This is a genomic window from Achromobacter aloeverae, assembly GCF_004121055.1.
In the GTDB taxonomy this organism is placed as follows: Bacteria; Pseudomonadota; Gammaproteobacteria; order Burkholderiales; family Burkholderiaceae_B; genus Bordetella_C; species Bordetella_C aloeverae.
Window position 1 is genome coordinate 458,794 of the sequence record NZ_PYAL01000001.1, and the last position, 26,685, is coordinate 485,478.

Consider the following 26,685-nt stretch of genomic DNA (forward strand, 5'->3'; position numbering starts at 1 on the left):
CGGGACTGCGGCGTAACGCTTTACTTGTTCATGCTGAAGAGGCTGACGCCCTGGATCGACGAAAAGGCGGCCATCGATGCCTGCAGCGCCACCTGGCGCAGCGTCAGTGCGGAGACTGCGGAGTAATAATCGAGGTCGGTCAGGTCGGACAGCACCTTGGTATCGGTCAATTTGCGCTGGCTGCCGGTACTGTCCAGGGCGTCCAGCTCGTTCTGGCGCGCGCCCACCGACGCTTGCACGGTCGACACGTTGTCCAGGTTGATCGCCAGCTTGCGCGCCGCCGTGGTCAGGGTGTTGCGCAACGAGGCCGACGCGGCGGCATCGCCCTGCGACGGCGCGGTCAAGGCCGTGATCAGCTGGTCCATGGTCGCGAACACGTCCATGTTCGCGCTTTGCGAAGGTTCCACGGTGAAACTGTCGCCGTCGGCGGGGGCGCCGGACAAGGTCATCGTCACGCCGCCCATGTCTATCGTGTCGCCCGGCGTATAGGCCACGGGCGTCGACGTGGTCGACGTGCCGGACGAATCGGTCGTCGTGATCGTGTAGGTGGTGTCGCCCGTGGTCGCGTCGATCGCGAAATCGATCTTGAACGTCGAGCCGATGTTGGCCCCGCCGGTCTGCACGTTCGGCGCGAGGAAGGTCGCCGCGCCCGTATTGGTCGAGCTCGCCGAGGCGATATAGGCCGTGTTGCCCGGGTTGGAGCGGTTGAAGATGTCCGAGCCGATATCCGACGTCGCCATCTGGCGTGCCTGGTCCACCTGTACGATGCGCTGGCCGGTATCGCCAGCGTAGGTGATGGCGCCGGTGGTCGGATCCTTCACGTAGGCGGCCGAACCGCTCTGGTAGCCGGAGAACAGGTACTGGCCGCTGCCGTCGGTGCTGTTGGCGAGCGCGAACAGGGCATCGCGCGAGTTGGTCAACACGGTGGCCAGCGTCTGGCGGTCGGTATCGGACAAGGTGCCGTTGCCCGCCTGCACCACTTTTTCCATCGCGGCGGTGATGTTGTTGACGATGGCGCTGAGGGCGTTGCCTTCGTTGCCCAGCGACGTGTTCGCCACATTGCGGTTGCTGGCGTAGTTGCCGGTCATCGACAGGTTCTGGCTGGCGTTGATCGACTGCCCGGCCGCCAGCGGATCGTCCGAAGCGGTGACGATGCGACGGCCGCTACTGACCTGCTGTTGCAGGGACAGCAAGGAGGATTGGGTATTCAGAATGCCGTTCAGGCCACTCTGGTAAATCATCGAAGTGCTGAGGCGCACGGGCATGCTATGGCTCCTGGTGTTCTGGGCTGGCGCGTTCGATACGGGCTTACTGGATGCCCAGCAGGGCTTGGAAGACCGTGTTGGCGACGTCGATGATCTTGGCGGCGGCCTGGTATTGCTGTTGGAACATGCTCAGGCTGACATACTCTTCGTTCAGGTTGACCCCCGACACCGACTGCTGGTCGGTCTGGCGCTGCGAGATCACGGATTGCTGGGCCGTGTCGTTGGCCTTGGCGGCCGCGGTCTGCTGGCCCACGGAGTTGACGATCTGCGAGAAGGCCTCGGTCACGCTCAGGGTGCCGCCGGCCAGCGTCTTGCTGGTCTGCAATTGCGCCATGAGCAAGGCATTGTTGCCGTTGGCCGAGCCGGGATTCGTGGTGTCGGAGGCGGCGATCTTGCTGGGGTCGGTGATCGCCACGCCCAGCTGGCCAGCCGCGTCGCGCGTGGGGCTGAGCGTCCACTTGTCGCCATCGGCAGGCGTGCCGCTGAGGTTCATGCTCAGGCCGTCGAATTCCATCGGCGGCGTGGTGCCGTCGCCGGTGTACACCTGGACGCCATCCGAACGGGTGACCGTATAGTTGCCGCCGCTATAGGCGATCGTGTAGTCGTTGGCCGTCAGGGCGCTGGCGTCCGTGTAATCGGCCGTCATCGTGGCGCTGCCGGTATTCTTGGCGTTGGCCAGGGCCTTGGGCGTGCCGAGCGAGAAAAAGTCCTCGCCGGGATTGTTGTTCAGGTCCACGCCCGCCGCTTGCAGCGCGTTGAACGACGTTGCCAGGCCGACAGCCATCTGGCCCAGCTTGTTCTGCAGCGTGTCCAGCGATTGCGAACGAAACTGCAACAGCCCGCCCAGGCTGCCCTGGGTGATGGCGCTGTCCTTCATTTCCACGGTGGTCGTGGCGCCGCCCGGGCCGGACGGCACGGTATAGGCGACGACGGTGCGCGACGGATCCGCCGCCGACGCCACCGCCTTGAGCTGGTACACCGTAGTGCCGGACAGCAGGGATTGGCCGCTGGACAGCGCGATATCGACCGAATAACCGTTCGTGGCCGTCGACGTGCGGATGCCGACCACCTGGCCCAGCTGCTGCACCAGCGAGTCGCGCTGGTCCATCAGGTCGTTGGGCGCGTTGCCGGCGCCGTTGCTGACGGCGGCGACGATCTGCTGGTTCAGGTTGTTGATCTGGCTCAGGTAGCTGTTGACCTGGTCCACCGAGGACGTGATCTGCGTGTTCAGGCCCGTGCGCTGGGTTTGCAGGTCCGCATAGGCGGAATTGATCTGGCTCACCAGGCTCTGGGCCTTGCCGATCAGGTCCTGGCGCGTGGCGGCGTCGGCGGGCGAGCTGGCGACCGCGTTCAGCGACGTGAAGAAGGAGTTCAGCGCGGGCGAGATGCCGGTGGTGTTGTCACCCAGCATGTTGTCGACCTGCGTGAGCTGCGTCAGCAGGCTGGACGTCGCGGCGCCGGTGCTTTGGGCTTGCACCAATTGGTTGTACAGGAAACCGCTGTACTGGCGCTGCACGGTGTCGACCATCACGCCGCGGCCATAGTAGCCACTGCCCGTCGCGGTCGCGCCGGCGGTCGACGTCATCACCTTTTGACGGTTATAGCCATCCGTCCCCGAGTTATCGATGTTGTGGCCGGTGACCGTCAAGCCGGCCTGCGCCGCATTCAGGCCACTCAGGCCAAGGCTGAACAAACTCATGTCTAGGTGCCTCTGCTAATAACCGTGCGAGTTCTCGGGATACCCGTTTAACGGCAACGATCCGCAAAAATTTAGCGCTATCTAACTATTGATTTCTTCCCGGCGCCGGCTAAACCGGCACTCGGTCTGCATGGGAATCGAAAATGGGGCCGGAATAGTTCCCGATCCTTCCCAGGGGTTGGCAGGCATCATCAGATCCCTCCCCCGTCGGGGCCCAATCTCGCGGCGGCGGACGCGCCCGCGCGCCCGCCCCTGAACTGGCCCATGATCCCGATCAGCTTCTCCGCGTAGCGCGGGTCGGTGGCGTAGCCGGCCGCCTGGATGCGGCGGGCCGCGTCCACTTCGTCGCGGGCCTGGGCCACCGCCTCGTAGCGCGGGCTGCCGCCGATCAGGCGGGCATAGTCGGCGAAGGACTCGGCATAGGAGTTATAGGCGCGGAACGGCTGCATCATCTTCCTGGGCACGCCGTCCTCGAACTCCGTGGTCATCACATTGACGACCTTGCCCTTCCATCCCTCGTTGGCCTTGATGCCGAACAGGTTGTAGCTGGTGCGGCCGTCCTCGTAGCGGATTTCGCGCTTGCCCCAGCCCGACTCCAGCGCCGCCTGGCCCAGGATCAGGCGTGCCGGCACGCCGCTCATGCGCTCGGCCGCCTTGGCGGCGGACGCCATCTGCGAGACAAACTGCACCACGTGCTCCGGCGCGCCTTCGGCCGCCGCCAGGGCGCGGTCCGCCGGACGATTGCGATCCAGCACGCGCAACAGTGCCGCCAGTTCCGGCGACATGTTCGTACCGGCACGCGGCGGCGCGATGTAGCGCATGTTCATCGCCATCTCGCCCTGGGCGGGATCCGCCGCGTTGGCCTGCGCGGCATCGTCGACCACGGTGCCGGCGGGCGGTTGGGGATCGCCGTTCTGGGCGCGCATCTGGCGCAGCAGCGACTGCGCCAGGCCGATGCCGGGCGTGGCCAGTTGCAGGGCCAGCTGTTCGTCGGACATCGATTGCATCATGCGCGACTGCTCCGAGTCGAACAGGCCGCTCTTCATCGTGGCCTCGCGCATGCGCTTGAGCATCATCTGTATATAGACCGCCTCGAACTGCTTGGCCACCTCGGCCTGCTTGTCCGCGCTGTTCGGATTCGCGCTGACGTCGCGCTTGAGCGCGCCCAGGGAGCCGAAGTCGAATATCGAGGACTGCGCCGAATCCAGCGCGCCGGTGCCGGATTGGATGGCCATGATCAGATGATCTCCAGCTCGGCGCGCAGGGCGCCCGCCGTCTGCATCGCCTGCAGGATGGCAAGCAGGTCCTGGGGCGTGGCGCCCAGCGCGTTCAGCGCGCGCACCACGTCAGCCAGGTTGGCGCTGGTGCGCACCCGCTGCAGCGAACCGTTTTCCTGGCGCACGTCGATCTGGGTATTCGGCACCACCACGGTCTGGCCGCCGCCGAAAGGCGTATTCGGTTGCGACACCGCGTTGGTCTGGTTGACCACCACCGACAGGTTGCCGTGGGCCACCGCGGCTTCCTCTATCATCACCGTGCGGTTCATGACCACGGATCCGGTACGGGCGTTGATGATGACCTTGGCCGCGGCCGGGGCGCGCGTCACCTGCAGGTTTTCGACCTGCGACAGGAAGGCGGCCTGCCCCGCCGGGTCCAGCGGGCCTTGCAGGCGGATGACGCGGCCGTCCACCACCGATGCGGTGCCGGGACCGAAGCGCTGGTTCAGCGCCGCCGACACATTCTGCGTCGTGCCGAAATCCAGCTCGTTCATTTCCAGGAAGATGTTGCCGTCGCGCGCGAACGTGGTCGGGACGGCGCGCTCCACAATGGCGCCGGCGCTGATGCGCCCGCCGTTCAACTGGTTGATGGCCACGCTGGAGCCGCCCGCCGATGCGCCGGCGCCACCCACCACCAGGTTGCCCTGGGCGATGGCGTAGACCTGGCCGTCAGCGCCCTTCATCGGGGTCATCAGCAGCGTGCCGCCGCGCAGGCTCTTGGCATTGCCCATGGCGGACACCACCACATCGGCCGTCTGGCCGGGGCGGGCAAAGGCCGGCAGCGTCATGGTGACCATCACGGCCGCCACGTTCTTCAGCTGCATATTGGTATTGGACGGCACCGTCACGCCCAGCTGCGACAGCATATTGGTCAAGCTCTGCTGGGTGAACGGCGTCTGGCGCACCTGGTCGCCCGTGCCATCCAGGCCCACCACCAGGCCGTAGCCGATCAGCTGGTTGCCGCGGACCCCCTGGATGGACGACAGGTCCTTCAGGCGTTCCGCATGGGCGACGCCGGCCAGCATGGCGCCGGCCACGCAGGCGCGCAACAGCAGGGAAGCCAGGGCGGGAAAGGCGGTGGAGAGCTTCATATCAGAACGGTGATGCAATCAGGAAAAAGCGCTGCAGCCAACCCATGGTCTGCACTTCATCCATCACGCCCTTGCTGCGGTATTCGATGCGCGCATCGGCCACCCGCGTCGACGAGACGGTATTGGTGCCGGTGATCGCGCGCGGATCGACCACGCCGGAAAAACGGATGTACTCGCTGCCGCGGTTGATGGCGATCTGCTTCTCGCCGGCGACCTGCAGGTTGCCATTGGGCAGCACGCCCACCACGGTGGTCGTCAGCGTACCGGTGAAGGTATTGTTCGCGCTGCTGTCGCCCGCGCCCTTGGTCTGGTTGGCGCCCTTGGTGGCGGTATCCAGGTTGGCGTTGAACCAGCTGCTCATGAACCCCGGTGACGCGGTGATCGAGTTGTCGGTCGACGAACTGCGATCGGTATTGGTCGCCACGTTCTTGGCGGCGGCCGTCTTTTCCTCCAGCACCACCGTCACGATATCGCCGACATTGCGCGGGCGGCGATCCTCGAACAGCGGATAGTTGCCATAGGCGGTCGGCTGGTAGATGGCGCCGTCCGGTGTCGGGGAAATCGGGGCCGGCGGCGGCGGCGCGGCCGTGGTCGAGCCCAGCACCACCGGCTCCGGCGGCACCAGGGAGCAGCCGGCCAGCCACGACACCAGCAAGGCGGAAAAGACGAAACGCATGGGACGCATGTTCAGGTGAGGACGTCGTATCAAAGCTGCGTCAGGCGTTGCAGCATCTGGTCGGCGGTCTGCACGGCCTTCGAGTTCATTTCGTAGGCACGTTGCGTGGTGATCATGTTGACCAGTTCCTCGGCCACGTTGACGTTGGAGGTTTCCAGGTACTTCTGCTGCATCGTGCCCAGGCCGTCCACGCCCGGATTGCCGATGTTCGGCGGGCCGGACGAATCGGTTTCCAGGTAGAGGTTCTCGCCTATGCTTTGCAGGCCGTTGGGATTGATGAAGTTGGCCAGTTGCAATTGGCCCACCTGGACGTTCACGCCAGGCGCGGCGGGCTGGGTCACCGACACCGTGCCGTCCGTGCCTATGGTCACCGTCAACGCGTTGTTGGGGATGTTGATCGGCGGCTGCACCACATAACCCTCGGCGGTGGTCAGCTGGCCGTTCTGGTCGCGTTGCAGGGAGCCGTCGCGGGTATAGGCGTCGGTACCGTCCGGCAACTGGATCTGCAGGAAGCCGGCGCCCTGGATGGCGACGTCCAGGTCCTGGCCGGTGCTGGTCATGCCACCCTGGGTATGCAGGCGCTCGGTCGCCGCCACGCGCGTACCGGTGCCCAGTTGCAGGCCGGAAGGCAGCTGGTTGGCGTCGCCGACCTGGGCGCCGGGCTGGCGCACCGTCTGGTACATCAAGTCCTGGAACACGGCGCGGCTGCGCTTGTAGCCCGTGGTGTTGACGTTGGCCAGGTTGTTCGAGATAACGTCCAGCTGGGTTTGCTGACCTTCGAGACCCGTCTTGGCGATCCAGAGCGAACGAAGCATGGTTTTAGACTCCTGGGTTGCCGGGCGGGAGGGGAAGGCGTCCGGCAGGTAATTCGGTTTTAACGCGTCGATTTCAAAGCGTCGGTATCAGAGCGTACGTTCAGGGCGGCCTTACGAGGTCACAGACAGGATGCCGTTGGCGCGTTCTTCGTTGGTGTCCGCGTCCTTGACCACCTGCATTTGCATTTCGAAGCGGCGCGAGTTCTCGATCATGCCGACCATCGAGGTTGCCGCATTGGCATTGCTGCCTTCCAGCACGCCCGACGTGACGCGCACCGTCGGGTCGGCCGGCATGGGAGGCGCCGGCTGGCCGTTGGCGGCAACGCGGCGGAACACGCCGTCGTCGCCGTGCACCAGCGTGTTCTGGTCCGGCTTGACCAGCTTGAGCTGGCCCAGGTTAAGGATCGTGTTGGGCGGATCGCCGGCGCCGATGGCGGTCACCGTGCCGTCCGCGCCTATGGTCAGCGCGGCCATGGCGGGCACGTCGATCACGCCGTTCTGCTGCGACAGCACCGGAACGCCCTGCGAGGTCTGCAACTGTCCGTTGACGCCCACCTGCAGATCGCCGGCGCGGGTGTAGGCCTCGCCCTGCGGAGTCTGCACGGCCAACCAGCCGCCTTCGGTGATGGCCACGTCCAGGGGGTTGCCCGTGGATTGCAGCGCGCCCATCTGGAAGTCGCTGCGCGGCGTCGCCGCCACCGTCGCCACGCGGGTCGGCAGGCTGGTCCCGTCATTGACCGGCACCGAGCGGTACATGGACATCTGCGCGCGAAAGCCCACCGTGTTGACGTTGGCCATGTTGTTCGTCAGAACGCTCTGCTGCTCGGTGATGCGAGCGGCGCCGTTCATGGCGGTGTAGATGATGCGATCCATGCCTGGTTCGGTTCCGTGTCGGGTTTGCGTCCCGGGGGTGATTCAATGAATAAGGGCTTGCCGGGTTGCCCGGGGCGCGGACATCGCGCGTCCCGGGGTCGGCGCCGCGAACGGCGCCGCGGGTACCGCGATTACGAGATCTGCAACAGGTTCTGCAGCACGTCGCTCTGGGTCTTGATGGTCTGCGTATTGGCCTGGTAAGTGCGTTGCGCGACGATCATGTTGACCAGTTCCGAGCTGAGATCGACGTTGGACTCTTCCACCGACTGGCCGCGGATCAGGGCCAGGCCGTTGGTGCCGGGCTGGCCCAGCTGGGCGGCGCCCGAGTCGGCCGATTCCTTCCAGGCGTTGTCGCCCACCGGTTGCAGGCCCTGTACGTTGTTGAAGTTGGCCAGCACGACCGTACCCACGTTCTGCGTTTCGCCGTTCGAATAGCTGGCGATGATGGACCCGTCGGTGCCGAAGGAGATCGAGGTGAACTCGCCCGAGGTATAGCCGTTGGGGGTCTTGCTGGACGTGAAGTCGCTGCCGTACTGGGTGGTGCCGGTGTAGTTGATGTTGATGTTCAGGTCCGCCGCGGGCGAAGACGCGCCGCCGGGGTTGGCCAGGGTCACGAGCTGGGTAGCGGGGGTGGTGGTCAGGCGGCCGGCGCTGTCGAACTTCAGCTGCGTGGCGCCGCCCCAGACCGTCGGCGTGCCGGTCGCGGTCGTCGGCGCCATGGCGGCGCCGTCCAGCGTGTAGTACACGTCGTAGACGCTCTCGCCGGTCGTGGTGTCGGACGCCTGCTTGACGAAGTACTGCGTCAGCTGGTGCGAGTTGCCCAGCGAGTCGTACACCGTCATCGGCTGCGTATCGGTATAGGTGTCGGCGTTGGTCGGATCGAACGGCGTCGCGGTGCTGTCGATGACGGTGGCGTTGGCGTTCAGGTTGGCGACGAAGCCGGCCGAGTCGGTGGCCTGCGGGGCGATGTTGGCCTGCGGCAGCGACAGCGTGATCGGCGCGGTGCCGATGCCGCCCGTGCCGTAGCCGGTCAGGTACTGCCCCTGCGCATTGACGATGTTCAGGTTCTTGTCGATGGAGAACTGGCCGTTGCGGGTATAGAGGATATTGCCGCTGCCATCGACCGTACGGAAGAAGCCGTTGGCGCCGTCGATGGCCATGTCGTATTGGCCGCCCGACGAGATCGTGCCCACGGTGAAGCGCTGCTGCACGGTGGAGACCTTCACGCCCAGGCCGACGCGCGACGAGGCGTAGACGTCCGCGAACTGGACGCTGGAAGCCTTGAAGCCCACGGTACCCGAGTTGGCGATGTTGTTGCCGATGACGTCCAGGTTCTGCGCGGCGGCGTTCAGGCCGCTAAGTCCTTGTCCGAAGCCCATGTGTATCTCTCGCTATTCAAAAAATTTAGTGAACCGTCTGGTGAACCACCACAAGCCGCGCGGCGCGCGGAGGCGGACGCTCAAAACATCAACCTAGAACTTCGCGGATATCCAGCACGCTGAACTGGCCGAGCAGGCCCAGGTCCAGGCGCACACCGCTGGTGGTGTACGCCACGTTCTGCACCGTGCCGGAGGACAGCGCATCGGCAGTCACCGCCGCGCCATTGCTGTCGGTGGCGGTGACGGCGATGGTGTACTGGCCGTCGGCCATGGAATTGCCCGAATCGTCCTTGCCGTCCCACGTCGGGGACAGGATGCCGGTCTTCTGGGCACCCAGGTCCATCGTGCGCACCACGCGGCCGGTCGAATCGCTGATGGTCATCTTCACATCGGCGGCATCGGCCTGCAGGTCGATGCCGATAGGCGTGGTCACGCGGCCGCCGGTGGCGTCGGTGTCTATCTTCAGCGCCGTGCCGGGCACCAGCACCTTCTTGCCGATCATGGAAACCGCCGACATCGATTGCGATACGTCGACCTGGCCGCTGATGGTGGACACCAGGGTCTTCAGGTCGGTAATGCCCTGCACCGTGGAGATCTGCGCGAGCTGCGAGGTCAGCTGCGAGTTGTCCATCGGGTTCAGCGGATCCTGGTTGTTGAGCTGGGTAACCAGCAGCGTCAGGAACTGGTTCTGGATGTCGGCCGCGCTGCTGGCGGTGCTGCTGGCCGACGAGCCGACCGAATTGGCGCTCGAAGTCGAGGTAGTCGAGGTGGTCGTGGTCATGAACGATTCCGGTTGGAATTGCGCGGGGACACCCGCGCTTATTGCCCGATGGTCAAGGTTTTCTGCATCAACGTCTTGGCGGTGTTCAACACCTCGACGTTGGCCTGGTAGGAGCGCGACGCCGAGATCATGTTGACGGTCTCGGCCACGGGATCGACGTTGGGCATGTTGACGTAGCCATCGCGGTCCGCCAGGGGATTGCGAGGATCGTAGAGACGCTTGAACGGCGACTGGTCCTGGACCACGCCGGCCACCTGGACGCCGCCGATTTCCTGACCATAGGCCTGGCCGGCGGGCGGGCTCACCTGGAACACGACCTGGCGGGCGCGGTACGGCTGGCCGTCGGGCCCGACGGCGCTGTCGGCATTGGCCAGGTTGCTGGCGGCCACGTTCATGCGCTGCGATTGGGCGCTCATGGCGGAACCGGCGATATCGAAGATGCTCAGGAGTGGCATGTCTGTTCCCTGGGTTTATCTTGGCTGACGCTTTTCTGCTGACGTTTATTCGCTGACGGTTATTCGCTAACCGCGCGCATCATGTCCTTGATCTGCTGGTTCAGCACGGACATGCTGCTCTGGTAATGCAACGCGTTGTCGGCGAACTGCACGCGCTCCACGTTCATGTCCACCGTATTGCCGTCCAGGCTCGCCTGGTAGGGGTTGCGGTAGAGCAGATCGGTGGGGCCGGCCTGGCTGGACGCCTGCGCGGGGATATGGCGCGGCGAGGTCAGCGCCAGGCTGGTGTCGGGCAGCCGCATGCGGGTGTCCATCGCGTTCTGCATGGCCGTGGCGAAATCGAAATCGCGCGCCTTGTAGTTGGGCGTGTCGGCGTTGGCAATATTGGCCGACAGCACTTCCTGGCGATTCGCCCGCAAGGCGATCGATTGCTGGAAGAACGACAGTTCCTGGCTTAGACGATCCATCTGGTGGCCGTTTCCTATAAAGTCCGCTACGGCGGCGAGCGGTAGCCCGGCGGCGCCGTCCCAGCACACGGCGAGCGCATTGCCCGCTTTTCTGGGATGACCAGAATCATAGGTTCGCAACCTTGCGAACAATTACGCAAATAACCCCGGATTTCTCAGCTAATTCGGGTATTGGTTTGGGCCTCCCCTTCCTACAATTCCCCTACGTTGAAATACCGGGCCTGTCCCATGTCGCGCTTTTTCTCTCGCTTTGTGATCCGTCTCGTCCTTGCCGCGTCGACCGCCCTGCCCCTGGCCGTGTCCGCCCAGCAAGCCGCGACCGCCGTCCAGCCGCAGGATCCGGCGGCCGTCCTGAGCGTGGCGGATGACTACTTGCGGCAGCAACTTGCCAGCATTTCCCCCAATCCGACCATCAAGTTCGACGAAATCCACACGGACAGGCTGCAGGCCTGCGACGATCTCGCCGCCTTCATGTCGGCCGGCGCCCGCCCGCGCTCGCGCATGAGCGTGGGCGTGCGCTGCGCCGCGCCCAAGCCGTGGAGCATCTACGTGCAGGCGTCCATCAGCGTGCCGGGCCAGTATGTCGTGGCCGCCCGCACCATCAACGCCGGCGAACCGATCACCCCGGACGCCATGGCGCCGCGCGACGGCGACCTGGTGAACCTGCCGCCCGGCGCCGTCACGGACGCGCAATCCATCGTCGGCATGACCGCCAGCTATCGCATCGCCAGCGGCCAGCCCATCAAATTGACATCCCTGCGCAGTATCGGCACGATCCAGCGCGGCCAGACGGTCCGCATCAACGCGCATGGCCGCGGCTTCACCGTCAGCAGCGAAGGCGTGGCCATGGAAAGCGCCGCCCCGGGCTCCACCGTCCAGGTGCGCACGCCCTCCGGCCAGATCGTCAGCGGCATCGTGCAGCGGACCGGGAGCGTCGAAGTCCCGCTTTGAATCGTGTTACAACAATCGCGTACACGCCCGGCCACGCCCCCTAAAGTTTGGGCGGGGCTTGCCGTTACAAGGACATCGACAGCCTGGACCCGTACCCGCGGATCGCAGCCGCAGCACGGAGAAACAACGTGAAAATCAACGCTCCCACCACCCGCCCCACCCTGGGCGCCGACTCAGTCTCCCAGCGCAGCACGCTGGCCCAGGCCTATGGCGGCGCCGTCGGCGGCGGCAGCGGCGGGTCGTCCCAGGTCGAACTGAGCGACACTTCGCGCGCCCTGTCCGACCTGCAGGACGGAAAATCGGATATCGATACCGCCCGCGTGGCGGAAATCAAGGCGGCGATCGCTTCGGGGCAACTGAAGATCGACGCCGGCAAGATCGCGGACGGCATCATCGCCAGCGCCCGTGAACTCGTGAAGTAACCCCCTGAAGCAACCCCGTGACAACCCTCTAACACTCTAGAGCGAGTCGGAGCCCCGGTATGGACTATGTGGCGCAATTACTGGACTGTCTGCGCGAGGAAGACGCGGTCATCGTCGAATTTACCTCCCTGCTGGAGGAAGAATGCACCGCCCTGAGCGGCCGCCAGTCCTTCGAGACGCTGCAAGCCATCACCGACCGCAAGAATGAATACGCCGCCCGGCTGGGGGGCTTGAGCCATCGTCGCGATACGCTGCTGGCCGACCTGGGCCTGCCCGCCGCGCACGAAGGCACCGAAGCCGCCGTCGCCCGCCACCCTGAACTGGCCGAGGCCTGGCAGGCGCTGCTGGCGCACTCGACCAAGGCCGCCGCCATCAACGAACGCAACGGCTCGCTGATCGACATGCACCTGCGCCATACCGAGGACGCGCTGGAAACCCTGCGCAGTGTCGGCGCGGCCAGCAATCTCTACACCTCGCAAGGCCGCTCCGGCGCCGCCGGCGCCCTGCGCAAGGCCTACGTCGCGCGCTGACTGCGCATTGCGCGGGGGACGGCGCGCCGGGCCCTCCGCGCAACCGTGTCCCGCCACGCGGGATGAACAAGGGGCCGCCCCATCGTTATGGGGCGGCCCCTTGTACGTTCCACCGTCCGGGTCTGGCGGCGCCGCTCAGCCCGCCATTTCCACCATCGCGAAAAAGCGCAGCAGCGCCGGCGGAACCAGGCGCGCCGGCAGCTTGCGCTCGGGCCCCATCAGGTTTTGCAGCAGCCGCCGCATCACGGCGGCATTGGCCGCGTGCGCCAACTGCCAGCAGGCCGCGCCCAACTGGCCGGCCATCAGCGCCTGGCGCTGCAAGGCATCGTCGCCCGTGCCCGCGCCCGCCAGGGGTTGCCATGCATGGACCATGTAGCGAAACGCCGACTTGGCCTGCTCGTTGAGCACCAGCCAGCGGGCCACCGCCGCCGCGTCGGCCTGGACCACGCTCACATTGGTCAGGCCGTACAGCACGGACACCACCTTGCCGGCGGGGTCTATCAACTTGGCGCAGACCAGGCGCAAGGGCGCGCCGTCGCTCCCCCGCGCGGCCAGCGATACCTCGCTGCCGGCCGCCCACAGGCGGAGGACCACGGGCTTGTCATCCTTCATCAACGTCAGGCCCGGCATGTCGCCGGCCTGCCCTACCGGCACATAGCCCAGGGTCTTGGCAACGGCCTGCAGGATGGTGGGCGTTTCATCCTGGACGACGCGCAAGGCGCCAGTGCAGCGCGACACCCAGGCATGGCCCTGCTCCGACAAGGCGGACCACAGCGCGGACGTGCCGGCGTCGATGACGTGCACGACAGGCAGGTGCGGCAAGGCGTCGCCCAGCCATTGGACGCGGGCCGCCAGGGCATCGGCGGGATTGCCCTGCGCCGCACCGGCCGCGGCATAGGTGGTCACGGCGCCATGTTGCAGCACCAGTTGGTGCGCCGGCGCCGACAAGGCCGCGCCCCGGTCGCTCATCAGCAGTGCGGCGTGCAACTGGCCGGACGGCAGGCCGTCGCCGCGCAAGGGCGCCTTGCCATGTATGGCCAGCAAATGGCGCTGGCAGGTGGCGGAAAACTCGCTGCGCGCCATCTCCAGCGGCTTGCTCCACAACGCCTCCGTGGGCAAGGGACGCGCGCCGCCGAATTCGCGCCAACCCAGGCGAGCCTGCACGCAGGCCGGGTCGGTGTTCATCCAGGCCAGCGCGGCGTCCATTTCCTCTTCGTCGTCGGCGCGCTTGCCGACGGGCTGGGCCACGGCCGCCGCCAGCAGCTGGCGCCGCCGCACCGGGTCCGCCAGCTCGCCGCCGGCGGCTTCGCGCGACGCCGACCATAGCGCCGCCAGGTCCGATTCGCTGGGGGCGTAGAGGGCCGGCCGCTTCAGGCAGGCGAAGGCGCCGTCGACCAGTTCGGCCGCGACGGGAAGTTCCATGTGCTCGGGCACCCGCTGGCCGCGCGACACGTAATGTATGGGTAAGCGGTGGCGAATGGCGGTGTCGAGGGCGGCGGCATAGTGGGCCGCCTCGTCCACCTTGGTGATGATGCAGCCCCGCAGCGGCTGGCTGCCGACATTGCGATAGGCCTGCGCCACTTCGTCCAGGGTGTCGCCCTGGCTGGCGGCATTGAGCACCAGCAGGCGCTGCACCGGACGGCCGGCGTTATTGAGCATGGCGGCCTGCTCGGCGACATGGTGGTCGCGCTGGCTGATGCCGGTGGTGTCGATCAGGATGATCTTGCGATGCCCCAGCTCGCCGAGGGTGGCGCGCAGTTCGCCGACATCCCGCACCGAACGGGTCGGCACGCCCAGCAGGCGGCCGTAGATCTGCAACTGCTCGTGCGCGCCGATACGGAAGTTGTCGGTGGTCAGCATCGCCAGCTGGTCGCGGCCCACGCGCGCCACGCAGCGGGCGGCCAGCTTCGCCAGCGTGGTGGTCTTGCCGACGCCGGTGGGACCGACCAGGGCGAACACGCCGCCATCGCCGAGCAATTCGTCCTCGCTGCCCAGCACCGGCAGATGGGACACCAGTTCGTCGCGAGCCCAGTTCAAGGCCTGCGCCGCGGAATATTGCCGCGGCAGGCGGTCCATCAGCGCGCGCACCAGGGCGGCGCTGAAGCCTGCTTCCAGCAGCGTCCGGAACAGCGTGGCGGCGACCGGTTCGGCACGCAGGCCCTTGCTCCACAGCAGGCCGTCGATACGGTTTTCCAGGGTGCCGCGCAGTGCCTCGAGGGCCTGGCGCCACTCCTGCGCCGCCACGGGCGACTGCTCGGCGTCGGGTGCGGGCGTGTCCTCGTCCACCACCGACAGGGCGCTGTCGGTCATGGCGCTATCGGTCATGGCGCCATAGGCGGCGCCGGCGCGCTGCCCGGTCGTCAGGGCGCTGGCGGTATACGGCTCGGGCATCTCCAGCGACGGGGCTGGCGCTATCGCGGGCGGCTCGTCGGCCGGCAGGTCGGCGATGTCGACATAGCGGGCAGCCATGCGGCTGGGATGCGCCGGTGGCGCCGGCGGGGGTGGCGCGGCCGGCCGGGACGGGGTGTAGGTATAGCCGTCCTCCTCGTCGTCGTCCTGCTGGTAGGCCGTGGGGCGAACCGGCGCATGGGCGGACGGCTCGGGCGTCGCGTAGGCGGCGGACCGCGCCGACCCGTAGCCGGCCGGCGGTACGGCCTCGTAGGCCGAACGCGCATATGGGGCTGACGGAGCCTGTTGGGGCGGGGATTGGGGCGGGGATTGGGGCCGGGATTGGGACCACGATTGGGGCTGGGGCTGCGGTGGCGCCGCGGCAGGACGATAGGCCGCGCCCTCCTCCACCGCGCTCGCGACTTCCTGCAAGGCGGGCTCGGCGCGGCGCAGGCGACCGTGATCGTCCAGCGCCGACGGATCGGTCGCCATGACCTCGATACCGCCATCGACGCTGCGGCTGGAAATGATCAAGGCGTCAGGCCCCAGGGCCTGGCGGACCTGCCGCATCACTTCGCGGTTGGTCGGGGCAAAGAATCGCAGGATGTTCAAGCCGGGCTCCCGCCGATCAGCGCGGTCACACGCACGATGCGCTCATCGGGAATTTCAGTATTGGCCAGCACGCCGAGCTGCGGCAGGTGGTGGCGCAGGAAGCGCGACAGCGACGGACGCAACAGCGGCGACACCACCAGCACCGGGGCGTTGCCCAGCGCTTCCTGACGCTGGACGGCGGCTTGCGCCTCGCGCAGCACGTTCTCGGCCAGGCCGGGTTCCAGCACGCCGCTGGTGGAAATGGCTTGCGAAAGCACCCGCTCCAGCTTGACGTCCAGCCCGATGACGCGGATCTCGCCGTCGCCGGGGAACCACTGCTGCGTAATGGCGCGGCCCAGGGCGCGGCGCGACAGCGCGATCAGTTCGCCAACGTCGGGCTGGCCTCCGGCGGTGGAAGCCTGGGCCGACAGGCGCGGCGCATGTTCGGAAATCGTGTCGATGATCGAACGCATATCGCGGATCGGCACTTCCTCGGCCAGCAGGCCTTGCAGCGTCTTCTGCAGGATGGTGAGCGACAGCGTCTTGGGCACCAGGTCTTCCACCAGCTTGGGAGCGTCCTTGCCGATGCGGTCCAGCAGTTGCTGCACTTCCTGGCGGCCCAGCAACAGCGAGCCGTGGCGATGCATCAAGTGGTTCAAATGCGTGGCCACCACCGTGCTGGCGTCGACCACCGTGTAGCCGGCGATCTGCGCCTGGTCGCGCATCGAAGCCTCGATCCATACCGCCGGCAGGCCGAAGGCGGGATCCGTGGTGGCCGTGCCTTTCAGCTTCAGGGTGACGCCGCCCGGGTCGATGGCCAGCCATTGGCCAGGCATGGCGACGCCGCGGCCGACTTCCACGCCCGAGAGCTGGATGACATAGTCGTTGGGCTTGAGTTCAAGGTTGTCGCGAATGTGGACCACCGGCGGCAGGAAACCGACGTCCTGCGCGAACTTCTTGCGCAGGCTGCGTATCCGGTGCAGCAATTCGCCGTTCTGCGCGTGGTCGACCAGCGGAATCAGGCGATAGCCCACCTCCAGGCCCAACTGGTCCACCATGGAAACGTCGTCCCAGCTGGCCTCGGCCGCGGCGGCCTTGGCCTGGTTCTGGCCGGGATTGGGCTGCTGCGCGGCGGCGGCCTTGGCCCGCATTTCGCGGCGCACCATCCAGTAGCCCGAGCCGCCGAAGATGGCGGCCAGCGACAGGAAAGCGACGTGCGGCATGTTGGGAATCAGGCCCATGATGCCGATGATGGCCGCCGTCAGGAACAGCACGCGGGGATTGGAGAACAACTGCCCCATGATCTGTTGGCCGACGTCCTGGTCGTTGGCCACGCGCGACACCACCACGCCGGCCGCGGTCGAGATGACCAGCGCCGGGATCTGCGCGACCAGGCCGTCGCCGATGGTCAGCAGCGTGTAGACGCGGCCGGCCTCGCCCACCGACAGGTCATGCTGGGCCACGCCCACGAGCAGGCCGCCGATGACGTTGATCACCATGATCAGCAGGCCGGCCACGGCATCGCCGCGCACGAACTTGCTGGCGCCGTCCATGGAGCCGTAGAAATCGGCTTCCTGCGACACCTCGGCGCGGCGGCGGCGTGCCTCGTCCTCGCGGATCAGGCCGGCATTGAGATCGGCGTCGATGGCCATCTGCTTGCCGGGCATGGCGTCCAGGGTGAAGCGCGCGCCCACCTCGGCGATACGTCCCGCGCCCTTGGTGATGACGATGAAGTTGATGATCGTCAGGATCACGAAGACGATGATGCCGATGGCGAAATTGCCGCCCACCAGGAAGTGGCCGAAGGCTTCGATCACCTTGCCGGCGGCGTCCGGACCGGAGTGGCCGTGCATCAGGACGACCCGGGTCGACGCGACGTTCAGCGACAGGCGCAGCAGCGTGGCGAACAGCAGCACCGACGGGAAGGCGGCGAAGTCCAGCGGCTTGCGCGTGAACATGGCCACCAGCAGGATCATCACGGCCAGCGAGATATTGAACGTGAACAGCAGGTCCAGGATGAACGCCGGCAAGGGCAGGATCATCATGCCCAGCACGAGGACGATCAACAACGGACCCGCCAACAGGCGCGCCTGGGCGGCGCCGTTGGCCTTGAACATGGCGAGCAATTCGCTCATCGACTTAAACTCCTTGGGCCGCGGCTTGCGCCTGCGGGTCGAGCTGGGACGGCACCGGCAGATCGGTGGGCGGCGTGGGCTGCACCCAGCCCGGTCGCCAGGCGCGCAGCTGGAACACCCAGGCCAGTACTTCGGCCACGGCCGTGTACAGCGCTACCGGGATTTCCTTGCCCACTTCCACATGCTTGTGCAATGCGCGCGCCAGCGGAGGGGCTTCCAGCAGGGGCACGCGGTTTTCCCGGGCGATCTCGCGGATATGGGCGGCGATCAAACCCGTTCCCTTGGCGACCACGCGGGGAGCGGACATATCGCCCTCGCTGTATTTCAGCGCCACCGCGAAGTGCGTGGGGTTGGTGACCACGACATCGGCCTTGGGGACGTCGGCCATCATCCGGCGGCGCGCCGCCTGGCGCTGCTGCTGGCGGATGCGCGCCTTCAGCAAGGGGTCGCCCTCGCTTTCCTTGAATTCCTTCTTGACGTCGTCCTTGCTCATGCGCAGCTTCTTCAGGTGGCTGAAGATCTGCCAGGGCACGTCGGCGAGGACCAGAAGAATCATCGACGCGATGATGAGCGCGCAGCAGGTCGCGACGATCTTGAGCATCCCGACCAGGCCCTGCACGGGCGTGGTGTGCATGAGGGCGATCATGTCGTCATGGTGGCGCCAGATGGCGACGGCGCCGATGCCGCCCACGATACCCGCCTTCAGGAGGGTCTTGGCCAGCTCGACGATGGTGGTCCACGAAAAGATGCGGCCGAAACCCGTGAGCGGGTTCAGCTTGTCGAACTTGAATTCCAGGGGCTTGGTGGACCACACCAGGCCGCCGATGGCCAGTTGCGAGGCTATCGACACCACGGCGACGACCAGAAAAAACGGGGCCAGCACCAGCATGACCTCGCCGACGCTCTGGACCGCGTTGGCGATCATCACGTTCGTGTCGCGCGGCACGCGGGAATCGAAACCCAGGCCGTTGTGGATGATGCCTTCCAGGCCCCGATACACCAGCGGAGCGCCCAGCCACAGGTACGCGAGTCCGCCGACCAGCACCGCGAAGGTGCTGAGCTCGCGCGAACGCGGCACCTGCCCCTCCTCACGCGCCTTTTCCAGGCGCCTGGGAGAGGCGGCTTCGGTTTTTTCGAGGTCGCTTTCTTCTGCCATGCGGGGGGATGGGTCAAGCGGCCGCTATTCCGGGTCGTGCGGCCACTGACTGGCATTGTAGAAAACGTCAGGCGCAGGCTAAGGGGGGATAAAAAGGGGGAAAACGGCGTTATTTGCGGGGCGGGCGCCCCGCGCCCTCCTGCCCGGGAGGGCCCGCCCGGGCAAACCCGCCGGGCGGCGCCTGGCGCCCTGGGGCGACCCGGGGCAAAAAGCCTCAGAACCCCAGGCTGGCGAGCAGATCGTCCACCTGGTCCTGGCTGGTGACCACGTCGGTCTTGCCTTCCGCGTTGACCTGCGGGCCGTTGAGCAGGGAGTTGGCTTCGTCCCGCTTTTCGGTGGGTACGCTGTCCAGCAGCACCTGGAGCAGTTCGCGCTCGATGGCGCCGACCACGTCCATCATGCGCATGATGACCTGGCCCGTCAGGTCCTGGAAATCCTGCGCCATCATGATTTCCATCAGCTTGGCTTGCGTCACCTGGGTCTGCGCCGGCACTCCTTGCAGGAAGGCGCGGGTATCCTTCACCAGCTCGCGCGCCTGCGGCACCTCCAGCGGCTGCTCGAACCACTCGTTCCAGCGCGCGTCCAGCTGCTTGGCGTTCCGGGCAAGGTCATCCTGCACCGGCTGGGCCTCGTCGATGGCGTTGAGCACCCGATTCGCGGCCTGCTCCGTCTTCTGCGCCACATAGCGCAGGCGGTCGCGTGCGTCGGGAATGGCCTGCGCGGCATCCTTGATCGCCTGGTCCAGGCCCAGTTCGCGCATGCTGTCGCGCAACATGCGGGTCAGCGAAGCGATGCGGTGGATCAGGTCCCCGGGGTCGTTACCCGGGATTTGGGGCGGCGTGGCTTCCGTGGTGTCCATGGCAACCTCAACCCGCGATTTTCTCGAAGATCTTGTTCAGCTTCTCTTCCAGCGTAGCGGCCGTGAAAGGCTTGACCACGTAGCCGTTGGCGCCAGCCTGGGCCGCCGCGACGATGTTCTCCTTCTTCGCCTCGGCGGTCACCATCAGGACCGGCAGCTTGGCGAGGTTGGGATCGGCGCGGATCTGCTGCAACATGGACAGGCCGTCCAGGTTGGGCATGTTCCAGTCGGACACCACGAACTGGAAACCGCCGTTGCGCAGCTTGTCCAAGGCGATGGCGCCGTCCTCGGCCTCATCGACGTTCTCGAAACCCAGCTCCTTCAACAGGTTGCGAACGATCCGACGCATCGTCGGGAAATCGTCCACAACCAGGATCTTCAAACTTTTGTCAACCATCATAGACTCCAAGAAATACTTTGCCCCGAGGGCCCGCCTGCCCCGCGTCAGACGCGGTGGCCACGGTCGCCCACGTTGGCGAGGATACGTTCGCTCATTGCGCCCAGCGCAACCACTTCATCCGCCGCGCCGACGGCTATCGCCTCGCGCGGCATGCCGAACACGACGCAGCTGGCCTCGTCCTGGGCCAGGGTGCGCGCGCCGGCGCGTTTCATTTCGAGCAGGCCAGCCGCGCCATCCTTGCCCATGCCGGTCAGGATGACGCCTATGGCGTTGCGGCCAGCCGCGACGGCGGCCGAATGAAACAGTACGTCGACCGACGGCCGATGCCGGTTGACCGGCTCGGACGGATCGAGCTCGATCACATAGTTTGCCCCACTGCGGCCCAGGCGCATATGCGTATCGCCCCCCGGCGCCAGATAGACGTGCCCAGGCAACACCCGCTCGCCATGCGTGGCCTCGCGCACCGTCACGCTGCACAAGGCGTCCAGCCGCTGCGCGAAGGAGCGCGTGAAGCCGGCCGGCATATGTTGCGTGATCAGGATGGCGGGGCTGTCCGCGGGCAGCGGCTGCAGCACATACCGGATGGCTTCGGTGCCGCCCGTCGAGGCGCCGATGATGACCAGTTTTTCCGAACTCGACAAGGGCGACCGCAAGACTTGCGGCGGCGGCGCGCTCGCGGGCGCGGCCGCGGGCAGGCGCGCCCGCGCGGCAGCCCGGATCTTGTCCGCGATCAGCTCGGTATATTCGAGCAGGCCGTCACGGATGCCCAGCTTGGGCTTGGTGACGAAGTCGATGGCGCCCAGCTCCAGCGCGCGCAGGGTGATTTCCGACCCGCGCTCGGTCAGCGACGAGACCATCAGCACCGGCATCGGCCGCAGGCGCATCAGCTTTTCCAGGAAATCCAGGCCGTCCATGCGCGGCATTTCGACGTCCAGCGTCAGGACGTCGGGATTGTGCTTCTTGATCAGCTCGCGCGCCACCAGGGGATCGGGCGCCGTGGCGACCACGGTCATGTCCGGCTGGCTATTGATGATCTCCGTCATCAATCCGCGCACCAGCGCCGAGTCATCCACGCACAATACATTGATTTTCTTTTGCATTTGATATTCCTGCCCCGGCTACGGCCTGCCCAGGCATTCGTACACGGTCTGGCCGCGCAGACGGAAATCCCGGCTGATATAAGTGAAGTTCTCCGAATGGCCGGCGAACAGCAGGCCGCCCGGCTTGAGCAGCGGGACAAAGCGCTCCAGGATCCGCGCCTGGGTCGGTTTGTCGAAATAGATCATGACGTTGCGGCAGAAGATGGCGTCGAACTTCTCCTGGATCGGCCATGCGGGCGCGAGCAGGTTGAGCATGTCGAAACGCACCAGCCCCGCCACTTCGGGACGCACGCGCACCTGCCCCGCCGCCGGACCCTTGCCCTTGAGGAAGAAGCGGCGCAGCCGCGCTTCCTCGATCTTGGCGACCCGCTCGTAGGGATAGACGGCGCTGCGCGCCTTCTGCAACACGTTGGTGTCGATATCGGTGGCGAACACGCTGGCGTTGGCCAGCGATCGGCTGCTCAGCGTCTCGGCCAGCGTGATGGCGATCGAATACGGTTCCTCGCCGGTCGACGCCGCGCAACACCAGACCGACACGGGGTCGGGCCGCGAGGCGACGAACTTGGAAAGAATGGGGAAATGGTGCGATTCGCGGAAGAACGCCGTCAGGTTGGTGGTCAGCGCGTTGACGAAGTCTTCCCACTCCGGGTCGCCCGCCTCGCGTTCCAACTGGTCCAGGTAGCTGGCGAAGTCCGCGCGCCCCAGCACCCGCAGGCGGCGCGCCAACCGGCTGTAGACCATTTCGCGCTTGTGCTCGCCCAGCGAAATGCCCGCCCGCTCATGGATCATGCGGCGCACGCGCGAGAAGTCCGTGTCCCGAAAATCGAATTGCCGTTCTACCTGGAAGGCCGGCGCTGCCGCTGTCGTCGTCACACCCGCCTCTTAAACCGCCGCTTCGGCCAGGTGGTCGGCGCCGGCCGGAAGCGCGGGCGCGCGCGTGCCGCCGAGCTGCCGTGCCGGCATATCGATGACCTGGCCTTGATTGATCTTGAAGACGGCCACGGCCTCGGCCAGGCGCTGCGCCTGCTCCTGCAGGGAGCCCGCCGCGGCGGCCGCTTCTTCCACCAGGGCCGCGTTCTGCTGCGTCACTTCGTCCATCTGCGAGACCGCCCGGTTGACCTGGTCAATGCCGCTGGACTGCTCTTCGGACGCCGCCGAGATCTCGCCCATGATGTCCGTCACGCGCTTCACCGACGTGACGATCTCCTGCATCGTGGCGCCCGCGCGCTCGACCTGCTCGGAACCGGCGCCCACCTTGGTCACCGAATCCTCGATCAGGCCCTTGATTTCCTTGGCCGCCTGGGCGCTGCGTTGCGCCAGCGAACGCACCTCGCCCGCCACCACCGCGAAGCCCTTGCCCTGCTCGCCCGCCCGCGCCGCTTCCACCGCCGCGTTCAGCGCCAGGATATTGGTCTGGAACGCGATGCCGTCGATCACGCTGACGATCTCCGAAATCTTGCGCGAGCTCGCCGAAATGCCCTGCATCGTGCTGACCACTTCATTCACCGCCGAACCGCCGCGCTCGGCCACGTCCGACGCGCTGGCCGCCAGCTGGTTGGCCTGGCGCGCGTTGTCCGCATTCTGCTTCACCGTCGAGGCCAGTTGCTCCATCGACGCCGCCGTCTCTTCCAGCGAGGCCGCTTGCTGTTCCGTGCGGCTGGACAGGTCCGTATTGCCCGCGGAAATCTCGCGCGAACCCACGTTGATCTCTTCCACGCCCCGGCGCACCGACGCCACCGTGCGGGTGAGGCTCTCCTGCATGCGCTTGAGCGCCGCGTAAAGCCGGCCAATCTCGTTGGTCGACCGCACGTCGATGGCCTCCGTGAGGTCGCCTGCCGCGATGCGATCGAAACGCTGGGCCGCCTCGTCCAGGGGGCGGATGACACGGCGGCGCAGGAACAGGTAGGTGGAGAACACCAGGAATACCGCGATGACGCCGCCCGCGCCGACGGCCACCAGCACCCACTGGTAGCGTGCGTCGGCGCTGTCGAAGGCGTCGTCGTTGGCGCGCTTGCGCCAGGTTGCGAATTGCCCCAGGGCCAGGTTGAAACGGTCTTCCATGACGTCCGACACCATTTGCCCGTGCAGCTGGAAATTAGGCAGGTCGGCCTTCGCCAGGTCGTCGAACAAAGGCTTGACGCCGTCCTGCATCATCGCCAGGAAGGCCGCGTCGATTTCCTTGAACTCGCTGTCCAGCCCGTCCGGTCGCGGCAAGTCCTGGGAGCGCTTGAACTCCGCCATCGACTTGTCATAGGAAATACGGGCGAAATTCAGCAGGCTCTTGGCGGGCGCCGCCAGGCCCGGTTCGAGAATGGCGGGGTCGCCGACATGCTTGATGACTTCGCCCAGATGCACCGAGGCCGCCCGGCCCAGGCTTATCATGGTGTTCTTGTACTCGGCCACGGCGGCGTCCAGCGCCGACGCCAGCGCCTGTCCACGCCGCATCTCCTGCATCGTGGTGTTGCTGACGTACAGCGACATGACGCCCAGCACCGCACCGAGCACCAACATCAACGAGAAGAACGCCAGCACGCCGAGCAGGCTGGCGCGTATCGACATATTGGCGAAGAAACGGCGCATCGCTAGATTTCCCCCGGTACCTGGGGGCGGCGCCCCCGCCACACCCCTTCGTGCCCCGCGCCGCTCAGGCGGCGGCTTTTTCAACCAGCGCCATTTCGTCGCTGGTCATCATTTTCTCGATATCGACCAGGATCAGCATGCGATCGTCGAGCGTGCCCAACCCCGTCAGGTACTCGGTCGACAGCTTGGAGCCGAATTCCGGCGCCGGACGGATCTGGCCCGAATTCAGCATCAGCACGTCGGACACGCCATCGACCACGATGCCGACCACGCGGCGATCCAGGTTGAGGATGATGACCACGGTCTGTTCGTTGTACTCGACCTTGCCCAGGTTGAACTTGATACGCAGGTCCACGATGGGGACGATGATGCCGCGCAGGTTCGTCACGCCCTTGATGAAGGGCGGCACGTTGGCGATGCGCGTCACCGTGGCCGCGTCGTAGCCGCGGATCTCCTGCACTTTCAGGATATCGATGCCGTACTCTTCGTCACCCAGCGTGAACACCAGGAATTCGCTGCCGACGTCCTCGACGCGACTGCCCTGCGATTGCGGTTTGGCTGCCATTGTTCTCTCTCCTTCAAGTCAGCATGGCTTCGGGTTGCGCCCACTTTTCGCGGTTGGCGCGCGCCATTGCAAACACGTCGATAATCAAGGCGACGCTACCGTCGCCCAGGATGGTGGCGGCGGAAATGCCGGGCACCTTGCGGTAATTCGATTCCAGGTTCTTCACCACCACCTGGTGCTGTCCGACCAGGTGGTCGACCAGCAGCGCGAAGCGGCGGTCCTCGGCCTGCATGATGACGGCGATGGCCTGCGTCGGATCGGTCTGGGCATTGGCCACGCCGAACACGCGGTGCATTTCCACCAGCGGCAGGTATTCGCCGCGCACGTGCATCACGCGCTCGTTGCCGGTCACCGAATAGATCTGCTCGTTGTTGGGCTGCAGCGACTCGGTCACATGGTTCAGCGGCAGGATGAAGGTTTCCTCGCCCACGCGCACCGACATGCCATCCAGGATGGCCAGCGTCAGCGGCAGCACGATGCGGGTGGTGGTGCCCTGCCCCGGCACGGACGACAACTGCACGTGGCCGCCCATGTCCTGGATATTGCGTCGCACGACATCCATGCCGACGCCGCGACCCGAGATGTCGGTGATCTGCTCCGCCGTCGAAAAGCCTGGCGCGAAAATGAGCTGCCAGATTTCGTCGTCGGTGGCGTTCTCGCTGACGGCAATGCCCTGCTGCAGCGCCTTCTTCAGGATACGGTCGCGGTTCAGGCCGCCGCCGTCGTCGCTGACCTCGATGACGATATTGCCGCCGCTATGCTGCGCGGACAGCACCAATTGCCCCACCGGGTCCTTGCCGGCCTCGATGCGCTTCTCCGGCGTCTCGATGCCATGATCCAGGCTGTTGCGCACCAGGTGCGTCAAGGGGTCGATGATGCGCTCGATCAGGCTCTTGTCCAGCTCGGTCGCGCGGCCGTAGGTCTGCAGCTCGATCTGCTTGCCCATCTTGCCGGCGATGTCGCGCACTACGCGGGGGAAACGGCTGAAAACGTAGTCCATCGGCATCATGCGGATGGACATCACGGCTTCCTGCAAATCACGCGCATTGCGCTCCAACTGCTCCATGCCGTTGAGCAGGCGGTCGTGCAGCACCGGATCCAGCGTCGAGGCCTGCTGCGCCAGCATGGCTTGCGTGATGACCAGCTCGCCCACCAGGTTGATCACCTGGTCGACCTTTTCGACGCCGACGCGTATCGACGTCGACTCGCTGCTGCCGTGGCTGGCCTGTGTATTGGAGGGGGCGGCAGCGCGGGCGGCGCGGGGCGCGCCAGCCGGTTCACCGGACTGGGCAGCCGCCGCGGCGGCCTGCACCACGGCCTGCGCGGCAGCTTGCGCGGCCTGGACGGGAGCTTCCACGGCGGCCGCCGGGGCTGCCGAGGCCGAAACGGGGGGCTCGGCGTGCGCCTGCGCGGCGAATTGCTCCGCGGCCTGCGCGAATTCGTCGACGGCCTGTGCCTCCGCGGAAGCGGCGCCCGGCACGGCCTCATGAGAGATGGCGATCTGGTCGGCGTCGACGATAAAGCAGCAGACCGCCTCGATATCGTCGGAGGAGCACGTGCTCTCCAGCCACACGGTCAGGCCACCGCCCGCCTTGTCGCTGGCCAGCACCTGGCCCAGGTTGCCCATTTCTTCCAGGATGGACGCCGCGTCCTTCTCCGAAATCCGGTTGATGCGCAAGCGCAGCGGCAGGTCGCCGGCGGGCGCCGCCGCGGCTTCGACCACCGGCGCGGGCGCCGCGGCAGGAGCCGGAGGCGGCGCGACAGGCGCGGGCGCCTGCACGGCCGCGGGCGGCGTGACTGGCGCGGGGGCCTCGCCCTTGTGCTCCAGGGCCAATTGGCGGAGCACTTGGCAAATACGTTCGTAGGCTGCCGCGTCCGGCTCCTCGGAGGCGCGATAGGCGTCCAGCTGGCTCTTCAGCACGTCCTTCGTTTCCAGAAAAATATCGATCATGTCGGTGCGCAAGGCCATTTCGCCACGGCGTATCGCATCGAGCAGGTTTTCCAGCAGGTGGGTCGTCTCGGCCAGCAGCGCGAACGTGCCGAACGTCGCCGCGCCGCCCTTGATGGAGTGCGCCGCGCGGAAAATCGCATTCAGCTGCTCGATGTCCGGCGAGCCGGCATCCAGTTCGAGCAGCAGCTGCTCCATCTGCGCGAGCAGTTCATCCGCTTCATCGAAGAAGGTCTCGTAAAACTGACTGAGGTCAAGACCTGTCATGGCCGCCCTTTCCTT

The 26,685-nt window shown here is 66.4% G+C and carries 24 protein-coding genes; 3 read left to right on the top strand and 21 right to left on the bottom strand.

Features of this window, described 5'->3' with window-relative positions:
- Nucleotides 1–20: 20 nt before the first annotated feature.
- The 11 genes from flgL to flgB all read right to left on the bottom strand — a co-directional run bounded on the left by flgL (nucleotide 21) and on the right by flgB (nucleotide 10,778).
- Nucleotides 21–1,265: a flagellar hook-associated protein FlgL gene (gene flgL / locus C7R54_RS02035; RefSeq protein ID WP_338026107.1), complete on the bottom strand. Its 1,245-nt coding sequence runs from the start codon at nucleotides 1,263–1,265 to the stop codon at nucleotides 21–23.
- A gap of 43 nt (nucleotides 1,266–1,308) precedes the next feature.
- On the bottom strand, nucleotides 1,309–2,964 hold the full coding sequence (flgK, locus tag C7R54_RS02040) for a flagellar hook-associated protein FlgK (RefSeq protein WP_129148521.1): 1,656 nt from the start codon (nucleotides 2,962–2,964) through the stop codon (nucleotides 1,309–1,311).
- A gap of 191 nt (nucleotides 2,965–3,155) precedes the next feature.
- Nucleotides 3,156–4,199, bottom strand: a complete 1,044-nt coding sequence (gene flgJ / locus C7R54_RS02045; RefSeq protein WP_129148522.1) for a flagellar assembly peptidoglycan hydrolase FlgJ — start codon at nucleotides 4,197–4,199, stop codon at nucleotides 3,156–3,158.
- Nucleotides 4,200–4,201: 2 nt separating this feature from the next.
- Nucleotides 4,202–5,332: a flagellar basal body P-ring protein FlgI gene (locus C7R54_RS02050; RefSeq protein ID WP_129148523.1), complete on the bottom strand. Its 1,131-nt coding sequence runs from the start codon at nucleotides 5,330–5,332 to the stop codon at nucleotides 4,202–4,204.
- 1 nt (nucleotide 5,333) lies between these two features.
- Entirely contained in the window at nucleotides 5,334–6,017 is a 684-nt protein-coding gene (locus C7R54_RS02055) for a flagellar basal body L-ring protein FlgH (protein WP_129149402.1), read from the bottom strand.
- A 20-nt stretch (nucleotides 6,018–6,037) separates the two neighbouring features.
- Nucleotides 6,038–6,823 carry a flagellar basal-body rod protein FlgG gene (gene flgG, locus C7R54_RS02060; RefSeq protein ID WP_129148524.1) on the bottom strand — a complete coding sequence of 262 codons (786 nt, stop codon included), beginning with the start codon at nucleotides 6,821–6,823 and terminating at the stop codon, nucleotides 6,038–6,040.
- Nucleotides 6,824–6,934: 111 nt separating this feature from the next.
- Nucleotides 6,935–7,696, bottom strand: a complete 762-nt coding sequence (locus C7R54_RS02065; RefSeq protein ID WP_129148525.1) for a flagellar basal body rod protein FlgF — start codon at nucleotides 7,694–7,696, stop codon at nucleotides 6,935–6,937.
- 131 nt (nucleotides 7,697–7,827) lie between these two features.
- Entirely contained in the window at nucleotides 7,828–9,075 is a 1,248-nt protein-coding gene (flgE, locus tag C7R54_RS02070; protein ID WP_129148526.1) for a flagellar hook protein FlgE, read from the bottom strand.
- A gap of 88 nt (nucleotides 9,076–9,163) precedes the next feature.
- Nucleotides 9,164–9,856, bottom strand: a complete 693-nt coding sequence (locus C7R54_RS02075; RefSeq protein WP_129148527.1) for a flagellar hook capping FlgD N-terminal domain-containing protein — start codon at nucleotides 9,854–9,856, stop codon at nucleotides 9,164–9,166.
- Nucleotides 9,857–9,894: 38 nt separating this feature from the next.
- Nucleotides 9,895–10,311 carry a flagellar basal body rod protein FlgC gene (gene flgC / locus C7R54_RS02080; protein WP_129148528.1) on the bottom strand — a complete coding sequence of 139 codons (417 nt, stop codon included), beginning with the start codon at nucleotides 10,309–10,311 and terminating at the stop codon, nucleotides 9,895–9,897.
- A 59-nt stretch (nucleotides 10,312–10,370) separates the two neighbouring features.
- Nucleotides 10,371–10,778, bottom strand: a complete 408-nt coding sequence (flgB, locus tag C7R54_RS02085) for a flagellar basal body rod protein FlgB (protein ID WP_129148529.1) — start codon at nucleotides 10,776–10,778, stop codon at nucleotides 10,371–10,373.
- A gap of 228 nt (nucleotides 10,779–11,006) precedes the next feature.
- On the opposite strand from flgB, the gene flgA reads away from it, so the two are divergent.
- From flgA to C7R54_RS02100, 3 genes are all read left to right on the top strand, one after another.
- Nucleotides 11,007–11,729, top strand: a complete 723-nt coding sequence (flgA, locus tag C7R54_RS02090; RefSeq protein WP_129148530.1) for a flagellar basal body P-ring formation chaperone FlgA — start codon at nucleotides 11,007–11,009, stop codon at nucleotides 11,727–11,729.
- A 128-nt stretch (nucleotides 11,730–11,857) separates the two neighbouring features.
- On the top strand, nucleotides 11,858–12,151 hold the full coding sequence (gene flgM, locus C7R54_RS02095; RefSeq protein WP_129148531.1) for a flagellar biosynthesis anti-sigma factor FlgM: 294 nt from the start codon (nucleotides 11,858–11,860) through the stop codon (nucleotides 12,149–12,151).
- A gap of 59 nt (nucleotides 12,152–12,210) precedes the next feature.
- On the top strand, nucleotides 12,211–12,681 hold the full coding sequence (locus C7R54_RS02100; RefSeq protein ID WP_129148532.1) for a flagella synthesis protein FlgN: 471 nt from the start codon (nucleotides 12,211–12,213) through the stop codon (nucleotides 12,679–12,681).
- A gap of 135 nt (nucleotides 12,682–12,816) precedes the next feature.
- On the opposite strand, the gene flhF is transcribed toward C7R54_RS02100, so the two are convergent.
- From flhF to cheA, 10 genes are all read right to left on the bottom strand, one after another.
- Nucleotides 12,817–15,639, bottom strand: a complete 2,823-nt coding sequence (gene flhF, locus C7R54_RS02105) for a flagellar biosynthesis GTPase FlhF (protein WP_129149403.1) — start codon at nucleotides 15,637–15,639, stop codon at nucleotides 12,817–12,819.
- A gap of 38 nt (nucleotides 15,640–15,677) precedes the next feature.
- Nucleotides 15,678–17,795 (bottom strand): flagellar biosynthesis protein FlhA, encoded by a 2,118-nt coding sequence (gene flhA / locus C7R54_RS02110; RefSeq protein ID WP_129148533.1) that lies wholly within the window; start codon nucleotides 17,793–17,795, stop codon nucleotides 15,678–15,680.
- Nucleotides 17,796–17,799: 4 nt separating this feature from the next.
- Nucleotides 17,800–18,951, bottom strand: a complete 1,152-nt coding sequence (gene flhB / locus C7R54_RS02115) for a flagellar biosynthesis protein FlhB (protein ID WP_129148534.1) — start codon at nucleotides 18,949–18,951, stop codon at nucleotides 17,800–17,802.
- Between the two features lie 214 nt (nucleotides 18,952–19,165).
- Complete coding sequence (gene cheZ, locus C7R54_RS02120; protein WP_129148535.1) at nucleotides 19,166–19,810, bottom strand: protein phosphatase CheZ; 645 nt, start codon at nucleotides 19,808–19,810, stop codon at nucleotides 19,166–19,168.
- A 7-nt stretch (nucleotides 19,811–19,817) separates the two neighbouring features.
- A complete protein-coding gene (gene cheY, locus C7R54_RS02125; protein ID WP_094856694.1) occupies nucleotides 19,818–20,207 on the bottom strand; it encodes a chemotaxis response regulator CheY in 390 nt (129 codons plus the stop codon).
- A 47-nt stretch (nucleotides 20,208–20,254) separates the two neighbouring features.
- Nucleotides 20,255–21,310: a protein-glutamate methylesterase/protein-glutamine glutaminase gene (locus C7R54_RS02130; protein ID WP_129148536.1), complete on the bottom strand. Its 1,056-nt coding sequence runs from the start codon at nucleotides 21,308–21,310 to the stop codon at nucleotides 20,255–20,257.
- An 18-nt stretch (nucleotides 21,311–21,328) separates the two neighbouring features.
- A complete protein-coding gene (locus tag C7R54_RS02135) occupies nucleotides 21,329–22,183 on the bottom strand; it encodes a CheR family methyltransferase (protein WP_129148537.1) in 855 nt (284 codons plus the stop codon).
- 9 nt (nucleotides 22,184–22,192) lie between these two features.
- Nucleotides 22,193–23,890 carry a methyl-accepting chemotaxis protein gene (locus C7R54_RS02140; RefSeq protein ID WP_129148538.1) on the bottom strand — a complete coding sequence of 566 codons (1,698 nt, stop codon included), beginning with the start codon at nucleotides 23,888–23,890 and terminating at the stop codon, nucleotides 22,193–22,195.
- A gap of 64 nt (nucleotides 23,891–23,954) precedes the next feature.
- Nucleotides 23,955–24,455: a chemotaxis protein CheW gene (gene cheW, locus C7R54_RS02145; RefSeq protein WP_129148539.1), complete on the bottom strand. Its 501-nt coding sequence runs from the start codon at nucleotides 24,453–24,455 to the stop codon at nucleotides 23,955–23,957.
- A gap of 13 nt (nucleotides 24,456–24,468) precedes the next feature.
- Entirely contained in the window at nucleotides 24,469–26,670 is a 2,202-nt protein-coding gene (gene cheA, locus C7R54_RS02150; RefSeq protein WP_129148540.1) for a chemotaxis protein CheA, read from the bottom strand.
- Nucleotides 26,671–26,685 lie beyond the last annotated feature (15 nt).